The sequence below is a fragment of the Chromobacterium fluminis genome, from assembly GCF_011602385.1.
GTDB lineage: Bacteria > Pseudomonadota > Gammaproteobacteria > Burkholderiales > Chromobacteriaceae > Chromobacterium > Chromobacterium fluminis.
Window position 1 is genome coordinate 93,464 of record NZ_JAAOMA010000005.1, and the last position, 18,726, is coordinate 112,189.

21 protein-coding genes are annotated in these 18,726 nt (G+C 63.8%); 10 read left to right on the forward strand and 11 right to left on the reverse strand.

Annotation, left to right across the window (positions count from 1 at the left end; all coding sequences use genetic code 11):
• Position 1 precedes the first annotated feature (1 nt).
• Both HA052_RS05565 and HA052_RS05570 read left to right on the forward strand, forming a co-directional pair.
• Complete coding sequence (locus tag HA052_RS05565; RefSeq protein WP_166451151.1) at positions 2-1,174, forward strand: MFS transporter; 1,173 nt, start codon at positions 2-4, stop codon at positions 1,172-1,174.
• A gap of 69 nt (positions 1,175-1,243) precedes the next feature.
• On the forward strand, positions 1,244-1,615 hold the full coding sequence (locus tag HA052_RS05570; RefSeq protein WP_081547013.1) for a cupin domain-containing protein: 372 nt from the start codon (positions 1,244-1,246) through the stop codon (positions 1,613-1,615).
• 58 nt (positions 1,616-1,673) lie between these two features.
• On the opposite strand, the gene HA052_RS05575 is transcribed toward HA052_RS05570, so the two are convergent.
• Together HA052_RS05575 and HA052_RS05580 are read right to left on the reverse strand one after the other, a co-directional pair.
• Positions 1,674-2,210 (reverse strand): YfaZ family outer membrane protein, encoded by a 537-nt coding sequence (locus HA052_RS05575; protein WP_081546941.1) that lies wholly within the window; start codon positions 2,208-2,210, stop codon positions 1,674-1,676.
• A 92-nt stretch (positions 2,211-2,302) separates the two neighbouring features.
• A complete protein-coding gene (locus HA052_RS05580) occupies positions 2,303-2,944 on the reverse strand; it encodes a YceH family protein (protein ID WP_081546939.1) in 642 nt (213 codons plus the stop codon).
• Positions 2,945-3,116: 172 nt separating this feature from the next.
• Between HA052_RS05580 and HA052_RS05585 the strand changes: the two genes are divergently transcribed.
• Positions 3,117-3,863: a TlyA family RNA methyltransferase gene (locus HA052_RS05585; protein ID WP_166451152.1), complete on the forward strand. Its 747-nt coding sequence runs from the start codon at positions 3,117-3,119 to the stop codon at positions 3,861-3,863.
• A gap of 60 nt (positions 3,864-3,923) precedes the next feature.
• Here HA052_RS05585 and HA052_RS05590 read toward each other — a convergent pair whose 3' ends face one another.
• Positions 3,924-4,400 (reverse strand): universal stress protein, encoded by a 477-nt coding sequence (locus HA052_RS05590; protein WP_081546935.1) that lies wholly within the window; start codon positions 4,398-4,400, stop codon positions 3,924-3,926.
• A 168-nt stretch (positions 4,401-4,568) separates the two neighbouring features.
• Here HA052_RS05590 and HA052_RS05595 point away from each other — a divergent pair, with 168 nt between their 5' ends.
• Entirely contained in the window at positions 4,569-4,889 is a 321-nt protein-coding gene (locus tag HA052_RS05595) for a hypothetical protein (protein WP_141111201.1), read from the forward strand.
• 68 nt (positions 4,890-4,957) lie between these two features.
• Here the strand turns inward: HA052_RS05595 and HA052_RS05600 are convergent, their stop codons facing one another.
• From HA052_RS05600 to HA052_RS05630, 7 genes are all read right to left on the reverse strand, one after another.
• A complete protein-coding gene (locus HA052_RS05600) occupies positions 4,958-6,307 on the reverse strand; it encodes a glutamine synthetase family protein (protein ID WP_081546931.1) in 1,350 nt (449 codons plus the stop codon).
• Positions 6,308-6,558: 251 nt separating this feature from the next.
• On the reverse strand, positions 6,559-8,166 hold the full coding sequence (locus tag HA052_RS05605; protein ID WP_166451153.1) for a methyl-accepting chemotaxis protein: 1,608 nt from the start codon (positions 8,164-8,166) through the stop codon (positions 6,559-6,561).
• Positions 8,167-8,354: 188 nt separating this feature from the next.
• Positions 8,355-9,746, reverse strand: coding sequence for a DUF2252 domain-containing protein (locus tag HA052_RS05610; RefSeq protein ID WP_166451154.1), 1,392 nt, complete (start codon positions 9,744-9,746; stop codon positions 8,355-8,357).
• Between the two features lie 293 nt (positions 9,747-10,039).
• A complete protein-coding gene (locus HA052_RS05615; protein WP_166451155.1) occupies positions 10,040-10,423 on the reverse strand; it encodes a hypothetical protein in 384 nt (127 codons plus the stop codon).
• Positions 10,424-10,576: 153 nt separating this feature from the next.
• Positions 10,577-10,999, reverse strand: a complete 423-nt coding sequence (locus tag HA052_RS05620; RefSeq protein ID WP_166451156.1) for a DUF2214 family protein — start codon at positions 10,997-10,999, stop codon at positions 10,577-10,579.
• A 95-nt stretch (positions 11,000-11,094) separates the two neighbouring features.
• Positions 11,095-11,571, reverse strand: a complete 477-nt coding sequence (locus HA052_RS05625; protein ID WP_166451157.1) for a WbuC family cupin fold metalloprotein — start codon at positions 11,569-11,571, stop codon at positions 11,095-11,097.
• A gap of 121 nt (positions 11,572-11,692) precedes the next feature.
• Complete coding sequence (locus HA052_RS05630) at positions 11,693-12,952, reverse strand: glutamate-5-semialdehyde dehydrogenase (RefSeq protein WP_166451158.1); 1,260 nt, start codon at positions 12,950-12,952, stop codon at positions 11,693-11,695.
• A 233-nt stretch (positions 12,953-13,185) separates the two neighbouring features.
• On the opposite strand from HA052_RS05630, the gene HA052_RS05635 reads away from it, so the two are divergent.
• The 6 genes from HA052_RS05635 (at position 13,186) to HA052_RS05660 (ending at position 17,807) form a co-directional block, all read left to right on the forward strand.
• Positions 13,186-14,178 (forward strand): sulfate ABC transporter substrate-binding protein, encoded by a 993-nt coding sequence (locus HA052_RS05635; RefSeq protein ID WP_166451159.1) that lies wholly within the window; start codon positions 13,186-13,188, stop codon positions 14,176-14,178.
• A 7-nt stretch (positions 14,179-14,185) separates the two neighbouring features.
• Entirely contained in the window at positions 14,186-15,040 is an 855-nt protein-coding gene (gene cysT, locus HA052_RS05640) for a sulfate ABC transporter permease subunit CysT (protein ID WP_081546916.1), read from the forward strand.
• A gap of 1 nt (position 15,041) precedes the next feature.
• Positions 15,042-15,938, forward strand: coding sequence for a sulfate ABC transporter permease subunit CysW (gene cysW, locus HA052_RS05645; RefSeq protein WP_081546914.1), 897 nt, complete (start codon positions 15,042-15,044; stop codon positions 15,936-15,938).
• Positions 15,935-17,011 (forward strand): sulfate/molybdate ABC transporter ATP-binding protein, encoded by a 1,077-nt coding sequence (locus HA052_RS05650; protein WP_166451160.1) that lies wholly within the window; start codon positions 15,935-15,937, stop codon positions 17,009-17,011. The genes cysW and HA052_RS05650 overlap by 4 nt, the downstream gene beginning before the upstream one ends.
• Positions 17,012-17,175: 164 nt before the next feature.
• Positions 17,176-17,520, forward strand: coding sequence for a type II toxin-antitoxin system RelE/ParE family toxin (locus tag HA052_RS05655; protein WP_166451161.1), 345 nt, complete (start codon positions 17,176-17,178; stop codon positions 17,518-17,520).
• Positions 17,520-17,807 carry an XRE family transcriptional regulator gene (locus HA052_RS05660; RefSeq protein ID WP_081546910.1) on the forward strand — a complete coding sequence of 96 codons (288 nt, stop codon included), beginning with the start codon at positions 17,520-17,522 and terminating at the stop codon, positions 17,805-17,807. Before HA052_RS05655 ends, HA052_RS05660 begins: the two co-directional genes overlap by 1 nt.
• Positions 17,808-17,976: 169 nt before the next feature.
• On the opposite strand, the gene HA052_RS05665 is transcribed toward HA052_RS05660, so the two are convergent.
• On the reverse strand, positions 17,977-18,426 hold the full coding sequence (locus HA052_RS05665) for a hypothetical protein (protein ID WP_081576142.1): 450 nt from the start codon (positions 18,424-18,426) through the stop codon (positions 17,977-17,979).
• Between the last annotated feature and the right edge of the window lie 300 nt (positions 18,427-18,726).

Sequence of the window (18,726 nt, forward strand, 5' to 3'; positions counted from 1 at the left end):
AATGAAATCCGCAATCCGTGCGGCGCCGCTGGCGCTGCTGATTTTATTGCTGGGTTTTCCGCAATTGAGCGAAACCATCTACGCGCCGGCCTTGACCGAGATCGCCCAGGCTTACCGCGTCAGCCCAGGCCAGGCGCAACTGACGATGAGCGTCTACTTCCTGGCTTTCGCCTTCGGCGTGGTGTGCTGGGGACGTTGCGCCGATGTGTACGGCCGACGGCCGGCTTTGCTGGCCGCCTTGGTCTGTTACGGCGTGGGCGCGGTGCTGGCGGTGATGAGCCGCGACTTCGCCGCGCTGCTGCTGGCCAGGCTATTGCTGGCCTTCGGCGCCAGCGCGGGTTCGGTGGTGGTGCAGACCATGTTGCGCGACCGCTATCAAGGCCCGGCCTTGCTGACGGTGTTCGCCACCGTCAGCGCGGTGTTGTCGCTGTCGCCGGCCTTGGGCCCGCCGCTGGGCGCTTTGCTGGTGGCCGGTTTCGGTCATCAGGGCGTATTCGCCGCGCTGTGCGCGCTGGCCTTGCTGTTGCTGACGCTGTCGTGTCTGTTTGCCGGCGAGAGCCGGCCGGCGGATCTGCCGCCTCCGGTCGCCTTGGGCGCGGTGGCGGCCAGGATGGCGCGCGATCCACGGGTGCTGGCCACGGTGTGGCTGGTGGCCGGCTTCAATCTGCTGTTGTTCGGCTTTTACACGCTGGCGCCGTTTACGCTGCAATTGCTGGGCATGCCGCCCTGGCTGTTCGGCCTCAGCGGCCTGCTGGTGGCGGCGGGCGGCTTGTTCGGCGGTGCCGTCAACCGCCGCTTGGCGGCGCGCGGCGGCGGCGAGCGCTTGCCGCGTCTGGCCTTGATGGCCGCCGGCGCGGCGGCCTTGGTCCAGTTGCTCAGCGGTTGGCCGGGTCTGTGGCAGCCTGTCGCCGTTGGCGTGCTGTTGCTCAGTCAGCTGGCGATTTCCGCGGCCTTCGGCTGTGCGATTCCGCCGCTACTGGCGGGGGCCCTGCGGGATTACCGCCAGGTGCAGGGCACGGCCGGCGCCTTGCTGGGCTTGATGTACTACCTGCTGATCGCCGGCGGTTTGGGTTTGCTCGGCGCGGCTTATCAGCCGTATACCTTGTACCAGCCCATGGCCATGGCGCTGCTGTGCGCGGCGATGTGGCCGGCGGCGCGGCGATTGGGCCGCTAGGGAGTTGAATATTCTGTCTGATTCATGGCATTGTGTTGAAAATTTCAAACAGCCATGGAGAGCAGCGCGATGAAGCAGGCCAGCGATATCATTGTGTTCCAGCGTCACGACGTGGCGCTGGAATCGTTTGTGGCGGCGGAGGATCGCCGCATTGCCGGCGAATGCCGGCAAAGCGTGGCCAACCATTATTCAGATCCCAGCGGGCAGTTCCACGCTGGCATTTGGAGCGGCGGGCTGGGCTGCTGGAAAGTGCGCTACAGCGAACACGAGTTCTGCACGCTGTTGCAAGGACGAGTGAAGGTCAGCGACGAGGCCGGGAACAGCGTGGAGTTGAAGCAGGGCGATCACTTCGTGATCCCCGCGGGCTTCATCGGCACCTGGCAGGTGCTGGAGCCGGCGTGCAAGACTTACGCGGTGTTCGAAGCGCGCCACGCCGAGTGAGCTGCGACAAACAACAGCCCCGCATTGCGGGGCTATTTTTCGTAGCGGCGGGCCGAGCTTAAAAGGTGAAGCCGGCGCCGATGTACATGCCGTCGGCCAGCCGGCGGTTGCGGTTGTTGTCCTTGCGTTCAATGTCGAAGTAGCGGTAGCCGGCTTCCACGGTGAACGGGCCGATCGGATTCCAGCGCACGCCGGCGGCGAGATCGCTCACGTTCTTGACGCTGCCGCTGGCCATGCTGTCGCCGGCGTAATAGGCCTGGCCGTAGAGGCTGATCTTGGGCGCGAGCTGGATGTTGGCGCGGCCGCCGAGCAAGGCGGCGGTGCCGGAACCGCTGTCCGGGTTCAGGCCCATCAGCTTGCCGCCGCCGGCCAGAGTGACCGGGCCTAGCGGAATGGCGAACTCCAGGCCGGCGCCGCCGGCGTTGCCCTTGTGGTCGCTGTTCAGGTAGTCGATGGAAAGGCCCAGACCCAGGCCTTGCGGGGTGCGGCTGAATTGCTGGAAATCCTTGCCGGCGATGAAGCTGTAATCGGCGGCGTGGGCGGCGGCGGCCAGGGAAAGCAGAGCGGCGGCGGCGCCCAGTTGCAGAGTTTTCATGGGGTCACTTCTCTTGGGTGAGTTAGACAACAAGGGAAGTGACCGCTTTTTAAATAACAAGTTCGACGTGCCGCCAAATATTCACGTGCGAATCATTCGTTGGCGAGCAGGTTTTCCAGTTCCAGCAGCCGGGTCTTGAGGGCGGCCACTTCCGCTTCCAGCGCGGCGACGCGGCCGGCTATGCCCACCTCGATCACGCCGCAGCCATTGTCGCCGGCGGCCGGCAAAGACGGCGGTTCGCCGCTGAGCAGGTGAGCCCAACGCGCCTCGCGCTCGCCGGGTTGACGCTCTAGCTTCAGCACCAGCGGCGGGTATTTGTCGGCCAGCGCGTTGAGCGCGGTCTCCACCTCCTCCACGCCGCTGAAACCGTAGATGCGGCCGGAGCGGGTGCGAATCTCCGCCGCGGTCTGCGGCCCGCGCAACATCAATAGCGCCAGCGCCGCCAACCGCGCGCCTTCGATGTTCCATTCGTAATTGAGCCTGTGTTCGTACTTGGCCACCCGGCTGCCGGCGGGCAGCCGCTCGTTTGCCAGTTTCTTGGCGATCAGGCTGTCCAGCGCCGCGCTGATGTCGGCTTCGGACAGTTGCATCACCGGCTCGCGGCTGGTCAGCTGATTGCAGGCCGAGGCCAGGCCGTTCAAGGTCATCGGGTAGGCGTCCGGGGTCAGCGCCTGCTTTTCCACCAGGGCGCCCAGCACGCGCACTTCATGCGCTTCCAGTTGATGTGTATCCATCCATGTCTCCGCTTGAGGCTGCCGACGCCGGGGGCGGCGGCGGGCCGGATTGGCATGTAGCGATTCTAGCGCGGTTGGAGGGGCCTCCGCACGGTGAGATCATGGTCTTGGCTTGACAGCGGCCGGCGTGCTTGCCACGCTGTGCGGTTTTGTCGATGGTTGGGAGAGCGTGATGACGCGAGTGGACGTGTTGCTGGTGGAACTGGGCTTGGCGGCTTCGCGCACGGCGGCGCAAAACTTGATCGCCGCCGGGCGGGTCAGTTGCGACGGCGCGCTAGTGAGCAAGCCCAGCCAGAAATGCGCGCCGGGCAGCCGTTTCGATATCGCCGCCGACCCGTCCGATCGTTTCGTGTCGCGCGGCGGCCTGAAAATGCTGGGCGCGCTGGAGTCGTCCGGCCTGGACCCGCGCGGCGCGCTGGCTTTGGACGTGGGCCAGTCCACCGGCGGTTTCAGCGATTGCCTGCTGCAACAAGGCGCGCGGAGGGTGGTGGGCGTGGACGTGGGCCACGATCAATTGCATTCGCGGCTGCGAACGGACCCGCGCGTGCGCTATTTCGAAGGCGTAAACGCCAGGGCGTTGGACCATGCCGCCTTGTTGGAGGCCAATGACGGGCTGCCCTTCGACCTGATGGTGTGCGACGTGTCCTTTATCTCTCTGACTCTGGTGCTGCCGTCGGCGCTGCCCTTGATCCGTCCCGGCGGCCATCTGCTCAGCCTGGTGAAGCCTCAGTTCGAGGTGGGACGCGAAGGTTTGGCCAGGGGGGGCATCGTACGCGACGAGAGCCTGTACCCGCGGGTGCGGGAAAAGATCAGTGAAGCCGTGCGGGAGCAGGGTTTCGAACTGTTGAAGTGGTTTGACAGCCCGATCACCGGCGGCGATGGCAACCGCGAGTTCTTCATTTACGCGCGCAAACGCTGAGCGGCGCGAGGCAAAGCCTTTTTATGGTTTTGGCATCGCCACGGCCGCGTGTCGCGGTTATTATTCCGCTTGGCCAAACTCGCTTTGTTCGCTGCGCAGCACCATGACCGGGCAATTGGCCCGGCGCAGCAGGTTTTGGGCGAAGCTGCCCAGCAACAGGTGGGCGATGCCGCTGCGGCCATGAGTGCCGAGCACGACCAGATTGGCGTTGTGGCTGTCCGCGTAGCGCACCAGCAGTTCCGCCATGTCGGCGCCGCCGTCCCAGCTTTCCGCCATGTGGATCTGCACTTGTTCCACGCCGGCTTCCACTGCCTGCTTGCGCGCCTGTTCCAGCACGCGGTTGCCGTCGCGGAAGGCTTGATCGTGCAGTTCGTGGGTGCCGAGCAGGCCGACGCCTTCCACCGCGAGGTCGCGCAGGCTGGCGATGTGGAACAACGTCAGGCTGGCTTTGCAGAACTTGGCGATGCGAACGGCCTCCAGCAGCGCCTTGTCCGAATTGCTGCTGCCGTCCAGCGCGGCGATGATGTGTTGGTACATGTTCGATGTCCTTTATGGCTGGTGAGACGGAGGGCTATCGTGACAGCATATCGCGGCGGGCTGCTCAGGCCAAGTCGGCATAGGCCGGGCTTGACCTGGCGCAAAGCATTGACGAAGGGGCTGGTCGGTGTTTTACAATTCAATATTCAGTTAAAGGTTTGATTTGAAATGCTTGTTTTTCTATTGATCATCGGCGCGTGCTTGCTGGCTTTGCTGGGGTGGATTTTGCACTCGCGCCGCGCGCCGCGTCTGGTCAAAAGGACGCGGACCGAGGACAAGGTGTACGCCTTGAATACTCAGATCCGCGCGGTGGAGCCGCCGGAGCATTCCACGGGGATGGCTTTCGGCGTACTGCTCAAGGCTGCGCGCGGCGATCGCACCGCGGTGGAAAAGTGGATTGTGGCCGAGCAATATCGCGGCAACGTGCCGGTCAGCCGGGATGAGGCGATCGAACTGCTGGCGAGGCGGCTGTTATTGAGCCGCAGCTGAGGTTTTCAGCACGAGAGAATAAAAACAGGCCCGCATAAACGGGCCTGTTTGCATTGCTCAACGAGTTCTCAGGCCAGCAGGCCCAGGTATTGACGCTCCCACGGCGTAATCTGGCTATGGTAGTGGCTCAACTCCACCTCCTTCACCGCCAGGTAGGCGGCGCTGAACTCCGCGCCGAACAGCCGCTTGGCGGCGTCGCCGCCGGCCATGGCCTCGCAGGCCGCGTCCAGGGTGTTGGGCAGGCTGGCGCGCTCGCTCTTGAACACATTGCCGGTGGCGGGCTCGCTGGGCTGCAAGCGGCCTTCAATGCCCAGCAGGCCGGCGCCCAGGCTGGCCGCCAGCGACAAATAGGGGTTGGCGTCGCAGCCGGGCAGCCGGTTTTCCACGCGGCGGCCTTCGGGTCCGGACACCGGCACCCGCAGCCCCACCGAGCGGTTGTCCAGGCCCCAGCTCAGGTTGACCGGCGCGGCCATGCCCTTGACGAAGCGGCGATAGGAGTTGGGACTGGGGCAGAACAAGGGCATCAGCTCCGGCAGATAACGCTGCAGTCCGGCGATGAAGCCGTGGAAAGTGTCCGAGGCTTCGCCGTCGGCGCGGCTGAACACATTGTCGCCGCGCTGGTCCACCACGCTTTGGTGCAGGTGCATGGAACTGCCAGGCTGGCCCGGCAGCGGCTTGGCCATGCACACCACGCTGAGACCGTGGCGGTTGCCTATCTCTTTAAGCGCGGTCTTGAACAGGAAGGTTTGGTCGGCCAGCGCCAGCGCGTCGCCGTGTTTGAGATTGATTTCAAACTGGCTGGGGCCCATCTCGTGGACGAAGGTGTCGGTGGCGATGCCCAGCATTTCGCAGGCGCGGTACAGATCGTCGAAATACGCTTCCAGGTCGTTGAGCGAGGAGAAGCTGAAGGAGTCGAAACCGGCTTCGCGGCGGCCGCTGCGCAGCGTCGGAGGTTGAAACGGCTGTTGCGGGTCGCCGTGGGCGGAGAAGATGTAGAACTCCAGTTCCGGCGCCACCACCGGCGTCCAGCCTAGCGCCGCGTAACGCGCCAGCACCGCTTTCAGCGCCGAGCGCGGCGCCAGCGGCGTCAGGCTGCCGTCGTGATCGACGCAGTCGCAGATCACGCTGGCGCGCGGGGTCTGGGCCCACGGCACCTGACGCAGAGTGGCGAAGTCCGGCGCCAGGGTGACGTCGGGATCGTGCTCGCCGTAGAAGCGGTAGTCCGGAAACTCCCCTATGCAGCTTTGAATGGGCACCGCCCGCGCAATGCGCAGCGGTTGCCCCTTGATGAAGGCTTTGGCCGGCAGGGTTTTGCCGCGGGCAAAACCGTGCACGTCGGCGAAAGCCAGTTCTACGTCACGAACATTCTGTTGAATCAGCCATTCGGCCAAGTCCGCCGGGATGGTGGCCTGGGACATGAGTCTCTCCCGATGCGCTTGCGCGTTATTGTTTGCATGTTTGGGTCTGTCTGTCCGTGGCGTTGTTTTATTTTTGGAGCGTTTGCTCTGCGGCCATTATGCCATCAGGCAGGGTCGGGAGGGCAAGCTCGGAATGAAGGCGGCAAAAAGCCCCGGCGAACCGGGGCTTGGGGGAGGAGAAGGCTCGGAACGTGTTTCCAACGCCCTTTTCCATCGATCTCGCCGACGCGCAGCGGATCGCAAACAGGCTTTTAGAGGCGGAAGCGGCCCACGGTCTGCTGCAGGGTATCCGCCTGCTGATCGATGGCGCGCACCGCCTGCACGGCGTTGCTGACCGAGTTCTGGGTTTCCTCCACCACGCCGGCCACCTGCTCGACATTGCCGGCGATATTGGTGCCGGCCTGGCTTTGCTCGCCCATCGCCACTACGACATTGTGCACGTTCTCCAGCGCCTGGCTGGCTTGCTTGCTGATGGCGTCCAGAGTCTGGGCCGCCTGCTGCACCTGTTCAACGCCGCCCTCCACCGCCGGACGGATGTCGTCCATCTGGTTGGATACGCTGCCGGTTTCGCTCACCACTGCTTGCACGATGGTGGAGATTTCATCGGTGGCGGTGGCGGTGCGTTCGGCCAGCTTGCGCACTTCGTCGGCCACCACGGCAAAGCCGCGGCCGGTTTCGCCGGCGCGGGCGGCTTCGATGGCGGCGTTCAGCGCCAGCAGATTGGTCTGGTTGGCGATATCGCGTATGGTCTCGGCGATGCCGCTGATGTTGCGAGTGCGCTCGGCCAGTTTGCCCACCATATCGCTGGCCGCATGTACCTGGCCGGCGATATTGCGGATGCCGTCGGCGGCCTGGGCCGCCAGCGCTTCGCCTTGGCGCGCTAGCTCCACGGTGCCGCGCGAGCCGGATTCGGTGTCGCGAGCGCTGGCGGTGACGTGGTCGATGCTGACCGACAACTGCTCAATGGCGGCGGCGGCGGAACTGGTGGAGGAGCTGGCCACGCCGGACACTTCGTGCACCTTGTCCATATCGCTGGACAGCTGGCGGCTGGCCTGGTTGATATTGGTGGCCGCCAGGCGGATCTCTTCTATCATCTGGCGCAGTTTCAGCTGCATTTCGCGCATGGCCGCCAGCAGGCTGTGCGGCGGGCCCTGCACCGCGATGTCGGTGCCCAGGTCGCCGTCGGCGATGGCCTTGACCACCTGCGCGGCGTAGTTGGGGTCGCCGCCCAGAGATTGCATGATGCTGCGCGACACCAGCAGGATCAGCCCGGCCAGCGTGATCATGCCGATGGCGGCGATGATGAGCAGCGTGCGCGCCTGGCTCCAGAACAGCTGGTCGATGTCGTCGATGAAAATGCCGGTGCCCACCATCCAGCCCCAAGGTTCGAAGCGCACTACGCCGTTGAGTTTGGGAAACTCTTCCTTGCTGCCCTTGCGCGAGGTCTGAATGGTCACCAGGCCGTAGTGGTCCTTCTGCAACGCCTCTTCATAGACCGCCACTGTGGTGCGGCCGTCCGGCAGCGTGCTGCCCATGTCCACTTTGCCCACCCTGCCCTTATTGGGGTGGAACATCACCACGTTTTGCGGATTGCGGCCGAAGAAGTAAATGTCGTCCACCTTGAGCGCGTTGAGCGCGGCGATGGCTTGTTTTTGGGCGTCGGCGCGCGGCAGGCCTTTTTCTTCCAGTTTCTGGAAGTGGCTCATGGTGCCTTCCGCCATGCGCAGCAGGTGGGTGATTTGTTCGCGCTTTTCCTGGCCCAGCGTGGCGCGGGTGGAGAGCAGCGCCACGGCCGCGATGCTGAGCAGAGCCAGCAGGCTGGCCGCCATGATGATGAACAGTCTGGTATTGACCCGCATGATGTTCGCTTTTCGAAGGTGGATGTCTGATTTTGGGCTGTCGGTCCTGCCTCTGCAGGAGGCAAGAGCAGGGCCGGGATTATCGCCTGTTCTAGTATGGTTTTATGACATTACAAGCTGCAAGATCAAGGATTTGGTATTAATACTGTAGGATTGGCGCCGCCGGCGGCGGCGCCGTTGCGGGCTTTTTAGTCGTGGACTTGCAGGCGGCCGCTGGCGATGGCGGCCTTGAACACCTGGTAATCGGCCTCAACTTGGTCAGCGTAGGCCAGCGCGTAGTCGGCGATGGCCTGATCCAGCTTGTCGCTGTCACCCACATAGCCCGCCAGTTGGGCGGCTTGGCCGCCGGATTTGGAATGCGCCCGCGCCAATGCCCAGGCGCAGGCCTGGCCGTAGGCGGTGAGCGCCTCCGGCGTGGCGAAGGCTTCCAGCGACGGCGCGGCCTTCATGTCGCGCAGCTGGCGCACGTAGAAGTGGCGGCCGGCGGGGCCGGTGGTCCAACCCAGGAACAGGTCGCTGGCGGCCTGCATCAGGCGCTGGCCGAACACGACTCGCTTGCCCTGGTGGCCGTGCACGCAGGCCTGGGTGTAGGGCTCCAGCACTGAAGAACGCGCCTCCTTCAATTGCAGGAACAGCGGTTGGTCGAAATTGTCCTGCAACAGCATCACCAGACAGCGGGTGCCGACGCTGCCGACGCCCACTACCTTGAACGCGCAATCCACCAGCCGGAAACGCTCCAGCAACTGGCGGCGGTCTTCCTTCAGGGTGACGATGTAGTTGTCCAGCATCGGCTTGACCAAAGCTTCGGCGTCGTCGGCGGATAGCCAGCTGTCGTCGTTGTCCAGCAGGGTGTTTTTGTCGTGAAGGTGGAAGATCACCGGCGGGTTGTCGCGCAGTCGCAACGTGCCGTCCTCCAGTTCCGTCATTTTGGGCAGCAGCTTTTCCTGGGTCTGGTGTCTGGCCTTGTCGGACAGCTTGAGCATTTGCTGGCGGATGGCGTCGGTGGGCGCGCGCTCCAGTAATTGCTCAAAGCCCACCTTGGTGTACCACAGCTCCAATTGGCCCATGCGGGCGTACTCGTTGACGCGGCGGCGGTAGACCTCGCTGGCGCGGCTCACCATGTCCCGCGCCTGGCTTTCGCTGAAGCCCTGGCCGCGCGCGGCCAGCACCAGGCTGACCGCCAGCCGTTTCAAATCCCATTCCCACGGGCCGTGGTGGGTTTCGTCGAAATCGTTGATGTCGAAGATCAGCTGCCGTTCCGGCGAGGCGAAGAAGCCGTAATTCATCAGGTGGGCATCGCCGCAGATCTGCAAGTTCAGGCCGCTGCTGGGATTGGAGGCCAGATCGGCGGCCTGGATCATGGAGAAGCCGCGGAAAAAGGTGAACGGCGATACCTGCATGCGGCTGTAGCGCAGCGGAATCAGGCCTTGCACCCGTCCCTGAGAGGTTTGCTCTACCATGGCCACCACGTCGCGCGGCGCGCTGAGCCGGTTTTCCGCTTGCAGGGTGCGGGAGCAGGATTGGCGCAGCGCCTTGCCGGCGGCGTAGTGTAGTTCGTACTTGGCGTGGTAATTGGACATGCGGGCTCCTGAACTAAAGATCTCCTGTCCAGTGTAACCGCTGGAGAATTTTTGTCAGGTGGAAGCGGCGGCTTGGCTTATCCACAAGGTTGTCCCCGTTTCATCCACATTACACACAGCGCAGCGGGATTTTCGAAAGTTGTGCACAAGGTAGAAAGGCAAGCGGATGCAATCAAACCGGGCGTCTGCCGGAGTGCCTATTATGTTATCCACAGTGTTGTGCACAGTTTGTGCACACTTTCCACAGCGGCGGGGTTGTGGACGGCGCTGTCCACAGCCCCGACGGAGAGGCGTCAGCCGCGTTGCGCGCAGTCATTGACCAGCTTGCGCCATGCCTTGCTGTAGCTGAGGCCATGGGTGTTCACCGTGAGTTTGCTGGCGTCGCCATCCGGGCGGATGAGAATTTCCAGCCCATCCTTATTGGTGGCGGGATTGGTCAGCCGCACGATCTCGCCGCGCTCTCCGCCGCGCTCGCGTTCGATGTACTCGCTGGGAATGCGCAGCTTGCGCATGCGCTCGTCCAGGCAGTTGGCGACGACGGGCGGAGGCGCCTTGGCCTTCAGCGTGGCGACCGGGTCGTTCAGGTTGGCGAGCGCCGGCACCACCGCGCAGCTCAGGGCGACGCCGAGCGCGGTTTGCAGCAATAGGGATTTGCAGTGTTCGATCAGATTGGGCATGGCTTTCTTGCGGGAAGGACGACGTACCAAGATTGGAAACGTCGCGTCGCGCGCAAGTTCGAGTTAGGCCAGTTGCAGGTGTTAAGGAGTTTGAGGTCCGAGGAACGGTCGGGGTCCGGTGCCGGCCCAAAGTTCACCAGCGTGAACGGGGTTTCAGCCGTGCAGCGCGACGGATTCGCCAACGACGGCGAGTAGCAGCCAGATTTGCCAATAGCTGCTGCGCGCCAGCGAATCGGCGCCGCGCAGTTCCAGGCTGCGCTGGATGCGCAGCTGGCTTTGCCAGCGCATCAGACCGCGGGAGGCGCGGACTTCCAGCAGCAGCAGCGGGGCCAGGGTCAGCAGTTTGAGAATGAAAAGAGGATGTTGCAGACGGGAGGTGTCCAGCGAGAGCAGGCCCAGGCCGCTGACGGTCCACAGCGCGAGCGCCAGCAACCACCAACGATGGCTGCGGAATAGCTGCGGGGTCTGGCTGGGGAATTGCTGCTGGCGCAGCAGGCTGGCGCGGCTCCATAACGCGGCCAGGCCGGCGCCCAGAGCCAGTAGATGCAAGCTTGCCAGCAGCCAGTGCCACAACATGGTTTGCCTCCCGTCCCCAAGAGATGCCCTACACGGTAAACAGGGGCGCGGCGGCTGGCAAGCTTATTTGCTTAGCCGTTTGACCGGGGGACGGCTTAGCCGGCGAAGCGCTGGCCCGCTTGGGCGCGGCGCAGGAAATCCAGCATCGCCGGCACGCGCTCGGAGCCCTCGGCCGGGGCCCAGGCGGCCAGGTTTTGGTCCTGCAGCGGCAGATAAGGACCGTGCTTGACTTCAAACACCACGCTGCCCGGCAGCAGCGACACGACCGAATGCCAGGTATTGGCCGGCATTTCGAATACGCGCGCGCCGTCTTCGCCCAGGCGATGACGGCCTTGAACCACGCCGGCCTCGTCAAACACGATCACCTCGAAGGTGCCGCTGAGCGCGATCAACATTTCCCAGCTGTGGTCGTGGCGGTGCGGGCGGACATAGGTGTCCGGCTCCATGGCGATGGCCAGGCGCTGGATAGGGTCTTCCAGCTGAGCGTGGAAATTCTGGTTGGCGCGCAGGCGCGGCGCACAGGCGGCTTTGGCCGACAGCGCGGCCAGGTCTTGTTGGTTCAGGGTCAGCATGGAATCGCCCGGTAGGGAAGCAAAGCAGCGATTATCAATGAAAACGCCGCCGGCAGCGAGGCCGGCGGCGAGCGCGAGCGTTTAGCGAAAGGCGGTCAAACCGGCCTTCGAGGCGGCGGGATCAGGAACGGATCTGGCCGTCGCCCAGCACGATCCACTTCTGGCTGGTCAGGCCGGTCAGGCCCACCGGGCCGCGCGCGTGGATCTTATCGGTGGAAATGCCGATTTCCGCGCCCAGCCCGTATTCGAAGCCGTCGGCGAAGCGGGTGGAGGCATTGACCATCACGCTGGCGGAATCCACCTCGCGCAGGAAGCGGCGCGTGCGCCCGTAGTCCTCGGACACGATGGCGTCGGTGTGGTGGCTGCCCCAGTGATTGATATGCTCGATGGCCTCGTCAAGGTCTTTGACCACCTTGATGGCCAGGATGGGCGCCAGATATTCGCTGGCCCAGTCCTCGTCGCTGGCCGGCCGTACCTTGTCGCCCAGGATGGCGTGGGTGCGTTCGCAACCGCGCAGCTCCACGTCTTTTTCCCAATAGGCCTCGGCCAGGCGCGGCAGGATGAATTCCGCGAAGGCGGTGTGCACCAGCAGGGTTTCCATGGTGTTGCAGGTGCCGTAGCGGTGGGTCTTGGCGTTCAGCGCGATGTTGAAGGCCTTGTCCGGGCTGGCGGTGTCGTCGATGTAGACATGACAGTTGCCGTCCAGGTGCTTGATCACCGGCACCCGCGCCTCGGCGCTGATGCGGGCGATCAGGCCCTTGCCGCCGCGCGGCACGATCACGTCCACGTATTGCGGCATGGTGATCAACTCGCCCACCGCGGCGCGGTCGGTGGTGGCCAGCACCTGCACCGCTTCCGCTGGCAGTCCGGCCGCGCGCAGGCCCTCGTGCACGCAGGCGGCGATGGCCTGATTGCTGTGGAAGGCCTCGGAACCGCCGCGCAGCAGCGCGGCGTTGCCGGATTTCAGGCACAGGCCGGCGGCGTCGGCGGTGACGTTGGGGCGGGCCTCGTAGATGATGCCCACCACGCCCAGCGGCACCCGCATCTTGCCCAACTGAATGCCGGACGGCCGGTAGGCCATCTCGCTGACCTCGCCCACCGGATCCGGCAGCGCGGCGATTTGGCACAGCCCTTCGGCCATGCCGGCGATGGTTTTCTCCGTCAAAGCCAGCCGCTCCAGCAGCGCCGGTTCCAAGCCGGCTTTGCGCGCCGCGTCCATGTCCTGAGCATTGGCGGCCAACAGCTTGGCCTGATCGCGCAGAATGGCGTCCGCCATCGCCAGCAGCGCGCGGTTCTTCTGCGCGGTGTCGGCGCGGGCCAGTTCGCGGCTGGCCTTGCGGGCGGCCTTGCCCGTCTGTTGCATATAGTCTTTGACGTTCATCGTGGAAACTTCCGAGAGCCAGAATAGAGAATTGACTCTGAGAGTAAACCAAAGCGGGGAGGGCGGCCAGCGCGGAGCGCACGACGCCTGGGCGCGCTGGAATGACTTGGGGGCGAGTGGGTTTTGTTAGATGATTGAGGGATAAGAGTATTTCACAATATTATTTATGGATATAACAGTCCTTGGGTATAGTCGGGAACATCGCCGATCATCCATCAAGAAAAGGTCTGTCCATGAAGCTCCGCCTTGCCCTGGCCGCCCTGTTGCTGGCCGCGACCGGCTCCGCGCTGGCCGACGCCACTCTGCTCAATGTGTCCTACGACGTGATGCGCGACTTCTACAAGGACTACAACCCGGCTTTCCAGAAAGCCTATAAGGCCAAGACCGGCGAAACCGTCACCCTGCAACAGTCGCACGGCGGCTCCAGCAAGCAGGCGCTGGCGGTGGCCAACGGCCTGGCCGCCGATGTGATCACCATGAACCAGGCCACCGATATTGACCTGCTTGCGGGCAAGGGCCTGCTGCCGGCCAACTGGGCCAGCCGCCTGCCCAACCACGCGGTGCCGTTCACCTCCACCATCGTGTTCTTGGTGCGCAAGGGCAATCCGCAGCAAGTGCGCGACTGGAGCGATCTGGCCAAGCCGGGCCTGAAAGTGGTGATTCCCAATCCCAAGACTTCCGGCAACGGCCGTTATAGCTATCTGGCGGCCTGGGGCTATGCGCTGAAACAGCCGGGCGGCAGCGAGGCCAAGGCCCAGGATCTTGTGGGCCGCATCTTCAAGAACGTGCCGGTGCTGGACGGCGGCGGCCGCGCCGCCACCACCACCTTCATGCAGCGCCAGATCGGCGATGTGCTGGTGACCTTTGAGAACGAGGCGGAAATGATCGCCCGCGAATTTGGCCGCGGCGGCTTTGAACTGGTTTACCCCAGCCTGTCCGTGCTGGCGGAGAACCCGGTGTCGGTAGTGGACAAGGTGGTGGACCGCAAGGGCAGCCGCAAGCAGGCGGAAGCCTATCTGCAATACCTGTGGAGCCCGGAAGGCCAGAAGCTGGCCGCGGACAACTACCTGCGCCCGCAAGACCCGGCAGTGGCCAAGCAGTTCGCCTCCCGCTTCCCGGCGGTGAAGACCTTCACCGTGGCCAGCGTGTTCGGCTCCTGGGCCGCGGTCAATCAGAAGCACTTCGCCGACGGCGGCAGCTTCGACCAGATTTTCAGCAAGAAATGAGCGCGTGATGGCGGCCAGCGGCTTTAATCTGATCAATAAGCGCCACTCGGTGCTGCCCGGCTTCGGCCTATCCTTCGGCATCACCCTGTTTTGGTTGGGCCTGATCGTGCTGCTGCCCTTCGCCGTGCTGCTGTGGTCGGCGCATGGCATGGGCTGGGCGGCCTTCGTCGATGCGGTGGCCCATGAGCGCGTGGTGGCCGCCATCCGGCTGTCCTTTGTTTCCGCCGGCATCGCCGCGCTGATCAATCTGTTGTTCGGCTTCCTGGTGGCCTGGGTGCTGGTGCGCTACCACTTTCCCGGCAAGCGGCTGATAGACGCGCTGGTGGACCTGCCGTTTGCGCTGCCCACCGCGGTGGCCGGCATCGCGCTGACCACGCTGTACGCGCCCAATGGCTGGATAGGCCAATACCTGGAGCCGCTGGGCCTGAAAGTGTCGTTCACCCCGCTGGGCATCATCGTGGCGCTGACCTTCATCGGCCTGCCCTTTGTGGTGCGCACGGTGCAGCCGGTGCTGGAAGACCTGGAACGCGAGCTGGAAGAAGCCGCCACCTGCCTGGGCGCCGGGCGCTGGGACATTTTCCGGCGCGTGATCTTTCCGGCGGCCTTGCCGGCCTTGATCACCGGAGGCGCCATGGCCTTCGCCCGCGCCACCGGCGAATACGGCTCGGTGATCTTCATTGCCGGCAATATCCCGATGGTGTCGGAAATCGCCCCTTTGATCATCGCCGCCAAGCTGGACCAGTTTGATCAAAACGGCGCGGTAGCGGTGGCGCTGGTGATGCTGGTCATCGCCTTCCTGTTCCTGTTCGCCATCAACCTCATCCAATGGTGGGCCGCGCGCCGCCACGGCGCGGGTAAATGATATGCAAAGCCTGACCACTGAATCGCGCCTGGTGCGCTATCTGTTGACCGGCCTGGCCTTGGTCTTTTTGTTCCTGTTCCTGCTGGTGCCGCTGTTGGCGGTGTTCTGGGAAGCTTTCCGCAAAGGCTGGGATCTGTATCTGGCTGCCTTGGTGGAGCCGGACGCGCTGGCGGCCATCAAACTGACCTTGACCGCCGCCGTCATCGCCGTGCCGCTGAACCTGGTGTTCGGCGTGGCGGCGGCCTGGGCCATCGCCCGCTTTGAATTCCGCGGCAAGAGCTTCCTGACCACGCTGATCGACCTGCCGTTCGCGGTGTCGCCGGTGGTGGCCGGCCTGATGTACGTGCTCTTGTTCGGCGTCAACACCGCGCTGGGCGGCTGGCTGCAACAGCACGGCCTGCAAGTGATCTTCGCCGTGCCCGGCATCGTGCTGGCTACCGTCTTCGTTACCTTCCCCTTCGTGGCCCGCGAACTGATCCCGCTGATGCAGGCCCAGGGCGCGGACGAGGAGCAGGCGGCGCTGGTTTTGGGCGCTTCCGGCTGGCAGACCTTCTGGCGCGTCACGCTCCCCAATGTCAAATGGGGCCTGCTCTACGGCGTGATCCTGACCAATGCCCGCGCGATGGGAGAATTCGGCGCGGTGAGCGTAGTGTCCGGCCATATTCGCGGCCAGACCAACACCATTCCGCTGCATGTGGAAATCCTGTACAACGAGTACAACTTCGTCGGCGCCTTCGCCTGCGCTTCGCTATTGGCCTTCCTCGCCCTGGTCACCCTGGGCGTCAAGAGCCTGGTGGAGTGGCGGATGGCGCGACAGAGCGACGCCGCCGCGGAACGCAGCGCGGCCGCTCGCCTGGCCGCCGCCGGCCGCGCCATAGCCAAGGACCAGCCCGCATGAGCATAGAAATCCGCAATATCCGCAAACAGTTCGGCGACTTCGTCGCGCTGGACAATGTCAGCCTCAACGTGGAAGCCGGCGAACTGCTGGCGCTGCTGGGGCCGTCCGGCTGCGGCAAGACCACCTTGCTGCGCATCATCGCCGGCCTGGAACAGCCGGACGCCGGGCAAGTGCTGTTTTCCGGCGCCGACGCCACCCACACCCATGTGGCCGAGCGCGAAGTGGGCTTCGTGTTCCAGCATTACGCGCTGTTCCGCCACATGACGGTGTTCGACAACGTGGCCTTCGGCCTCAGCGTCAAGCCGCGCAAGAGCCGGCCCGGCAAGGACGAGATCCGCGACAAAGTAATGCAGCTGCTGAAAATGGTGCAGCTGGACTGGCTGGCGGACGCCTATCCCGGCCAGCTGTCCGGGGGCCAGCGTCAGCGCATCGCCCTGGCGCGCTCGCTGGCGGTGGAGCCCAAGGTGCTGTTGCTGGACGAGCCCTTCGGCGCGCTGGACGCCAAGGTGCGCAAGGACCTGCGCCGCTGGCTGCGCGATCTGCACAACGATATGCACATCACCAGCGTGTTCGTCACCCACGACCAGGAAGAAGCGCTGGAAGTGTCGGACCGGGTGGTGGTGATGGACCACGGCCACATCGAGCAAGTGGGCCGTCCTGACGACATCTACGAAAACCCGGCCACCCCCTTCGTCACCCAGTTCCTGGGCGATGTGAACCTGTTCCACGGCCGCATCGAGCGCGGGCAGTTGCAGATCGGCGGCTACGCTCATGCATTGGAAGGGCTGAGCCTGGCCAGCGGCGACGAGGCGGTGGCTTATGTGCGCCCGCATGATCTGGATCTGTCGCGTCAGGCCGACGGCGCGCTGGCGCAGGGCACGGTGGAGCATATCCACGCGGTGGGGCCCATCGTGCGGGTGGAGCTGGTGCAGGCCGACGGCCGGAGCATAGAGGCGGCGGTGAGCAAGGAGCGTTACCGCGAGTTGGGCGTCTTGCCCGGCGACAGCCTGTATGTGACGCCGAAGAAGCTGTCGGTGTTTGCCAAGCAGGAAGGTCAGGATTACGTGATTTGAGTGTTGCAGGCCGCGTTCGCGCTGAGTCCGTTTCATTGGAAAGAGAAAAGCACCGTTCGTCCCGATAAGGGGAACGGTGTTTTTTTATGGTCTTTGCTAGGTGGGGCGGTATTTCAGTCTAGGCTTAGATTTGACTAATGTATCAAAATTGGTACCATTCAAGTATGAATGCCCCCATCTTGGATGTTTGTTTCTACCAGACGGCAAGCGGTACGGAACCTGTGCGTGATTGGTTGAAAGCGCTGGAGGCTCCGGACCGAAAAGTCATAGGCGCAGCTATCAAGACAGTCCAGTTTGGCTGGCCGCTTGGCATGCCGTTGGTGCGGAAAATGGCCAAGGATTTATGGGAGGTCCGCATCCATCTGCCTGGGCGTATAGCCAGAGTGATGTTCATCGTGGTCGCGGAGGCGATGGTTCTGCTTCATGGTTTCATCAAGAAGTCGCAGGCCACCGCGAAGGAAGATTTGGGGCTGGCGCTTGCGCGGCTCAAACAGCTAGGAAATATATGATGAACAAAGAGCATATCGGCAGCCGCTTCGATGACTTCCTGGCCGAAGAGGGCATGCTGGAAGAAGCCACTGCAATCGCGGTGAAGCGGGTGATCGCCTGGCAGATTCAGCAGGAAATGAAGGCGCAGAAACTGAATAAGACGGCTATGGCAAAGAAAATGCATACCAGCCGCGCGGCTTTGAACCGCTTGCTGGATGATACGGATACCAGTCTGACGCTGGCTACGCTGGCTGGCGCAGCTACTGCGCTGGGTAAGAAAATCAAGGTGGAACTTGTTCCTGCCTGATCAAGGAGCTGATAGCGTGTCACCCTGGTTCGCGAGACTTTGAACAGGTTCTTTAGGACATGCGGCGGAATCCATCCTTGGGTTTTGATGGCGGGGTTTGGTGGGTATCGCCTACCGGCTCCACCCACCCTAAGGGTGGGCGGAGCGCAGCGATACCCGCCAGCTTAGGTCAGCGATTGCGCAGGCGGATGCGACGGAAGCGCGCCTCCAGGCTGAACCGCTGCCCCAGCGCCAGGTAGAGCTGGTGTTGGCTATCGACATGGCGATAGACCCGGACCCGGTCTGCACCCAACAGCATCATGATTTCCAGATAGTTGAAGAAACCCATCCACTGGCCGCGTCCGTCGCGGTCGTCAAAATCGATGTCGCGCGCTACACGGCTGAGCAGGCCTTTGCCGACGTATTCGCGGTTGTCCTTCATCCATTGCAGCAGGTGGGCCGCGCATTCGCGGCCGTAGGCGCTGTCGGCGGGGTAATCCTTACGGGGCGTGGGCATTTGCCAGTAATGCCGATAGGTGCGGCCGGGACAGAGGCGGACGAAGGGAAGCAGGGCTTCCTGCTGCTCCAGCGAGTGCAGTTTGTAGCGGCGGCGACGGGGAAAGTTTTGAGCGTGATGCATGGTGTTTCTCCTGCTGTGACACAAGATAAACCACCTGCCGGGGAAGGCTGAGGTATTAGGCAGGCGCGTGGCAGGATTGGCGTACCGGGTGTGTACCAGACCGGTGAGTGCATGGCACTCTCCCACCATGCGCCTGCCAAACGGCACAGCCATGGTGAAACAGCCCGCGCAGTATGCAGCGTAGGCTGGTGGTACACACGAACGGGACGCCAATCCCGTGTGCCGCATGTGGGCGGCAACGGGGGGATTGTTGCCGAGGGGGCGATTGGGGTCAAGGTGGGGTGGTCAGTTTTGAATCCG

Excerpts from the sequence above, each read along its gene's own strand:
- HA052_RS05635 (WP_166451159.1), top strand. The coding sequence starts at position 13,186 with ATGAAGCTCCGCCTTGCCCTGGCCGCCCTGTTGCTGGCCGCGACCGGC.
- HA052_RS05610 (WP_166451154.1), bottom strand. The coding sequence starts at position 9,746 with ATGTCCAATTACCACGCCAAGTACGAACTACACTACGCCGCCGGCAAG.
- cysT (WP_081546916.1), top strand. The coding sequence starts at position 14,186 with ATGGCGGCCAGCGGCTTTAATCTGATCAATAAGCGCCACTCGGTGCTG.
- HA052_RS05630 (WP_166451158.1), bottom strand. The coding sequence starts at position 12,952 with ATGAACGTCAAAGACTATATGCAACAGACGGGCAAGGCCGCCCGCAAG.
- HA052_RS05665 (WP_081576142.1), bottom strand. The coding sequence starts at position 18,426 with ATGCATCACGCTCAAAACTTTCCCCGTCGCCGCCGCTACAAACTGCAC.
- HA052_RS05600 (WP_081546931.1), bottom strand. The coding sequence starts at position 6,307 with ATGTCCCAGGCCACCATCCCGGCGGACTTGGCCGAATGGCTGATTCAA.
- HA052_RS05565 (WP_166451151.1), top strand. The coding sequence starts at position 2 with ATGAAATCCGCAATCCGTGCGGCGCCGCTGGCGCTGCTGATTTTATTG.
- HA052_RS05590 (WP_081546935.1), bottom strand. The coding sequence starts at position 4,400 with ATGTACCAACACATCATCGCCGCGCTGGACGGCAGCAGCAATTCGGAC.
- HA052_RS05615 (WP_166451155.1), bottom strand. The coding sequence starts at position 10,423 with ATGCCCAATCTGATCGAACACTGCAAATCCCTATTGCTGCAAACCGCG.
- HA052_RS05595 (WP_141111201.1), top strand. The coding sequence starts at position 4,569 with ATGCTTGTTTTTCTATTGATCATCGGCGCGTGCTTGCTGGCTTTGCTG.
- HA052_RS05655 (WP_166451161.1), top strand. The coding sequence starts at position 17,176 with ATGAATGCCCCCATCTTGGATGTTTGTTTCTACCAGACGGCAAGCGGT.
- HA052_RS05580 (WP_081546939.1), bottom strand. The coding sequence starts at position 2,944 with ATGGATACACATCAACTGGAAGCGCATGAAGTGCGCGTGCTGGGCGCC.
- HA052_RS05575 (WP_081546941.1), bottom strand. The coding sequence starts at position 2,210 with ATGAAAACTCTGCAACTGGGCGCCGCCGCCGCTCTGCTTTCCCTGGCC.
- HA052_RS05570 (WP_081547013.1), top strand. The coding sequence starts at position 1,244 with ATGAAGCAGGCCAGCGATATCATTGTGTTCCAGCGTCACGACGTGGCG.
- HA052_RS05650 (WP_166451160.1), top strand. The coding sequence starts at position 15,935 with ATGAGCATAGAAATCCGCAATATCCGCAAACAGTTCGGCGACTTCGTC.
- HA052_RS05620 (WP_166451156.1), bottom strand. The coding sequence starts at position 10,999 with ATGTTGTGGCACTGGCTGCTGGCAAGCTTGCATCTACTGGCTCTGGGC.
- HA052_RS05625 (WP_166451157.1), bottom strand. The coding sequence starts at position 11,571 with ATGCTGACCCTGAACCAACAAGACCTGGCCGCGCTGTCGGCCAAAGCC.
- HA052_RS05660 (WP_081546910.1), top strand. The coding sequence starts at position 17,520 with ATGAACAAAGAGCATATCGGCAGCCGCTTCGATGACTTCCTGGCCGAA.
- HA052_RS05605 (WP_166451153.1), bottom strand. The coding sequence starts at position 8,166 with ATGCGGGTCAATACCAGACTGTTCATCATCATGGCGGCCAGCCTGCTG.
- HA052_RS05585 (WP_166451152.1), top strand. The coding sequence starts at position 3,117 with ATGACGCGAGTGGACGTGTTGCTGGTGGAACTGGGCTTGGCGGCTTCG.
- cysW (WP_081546914.1), top strand. The coding sequence starts at position 15,042 with ATGCAAAGCCTGACCACTGAATCGCGCCTGGTGCGCTATCTGTTGACC.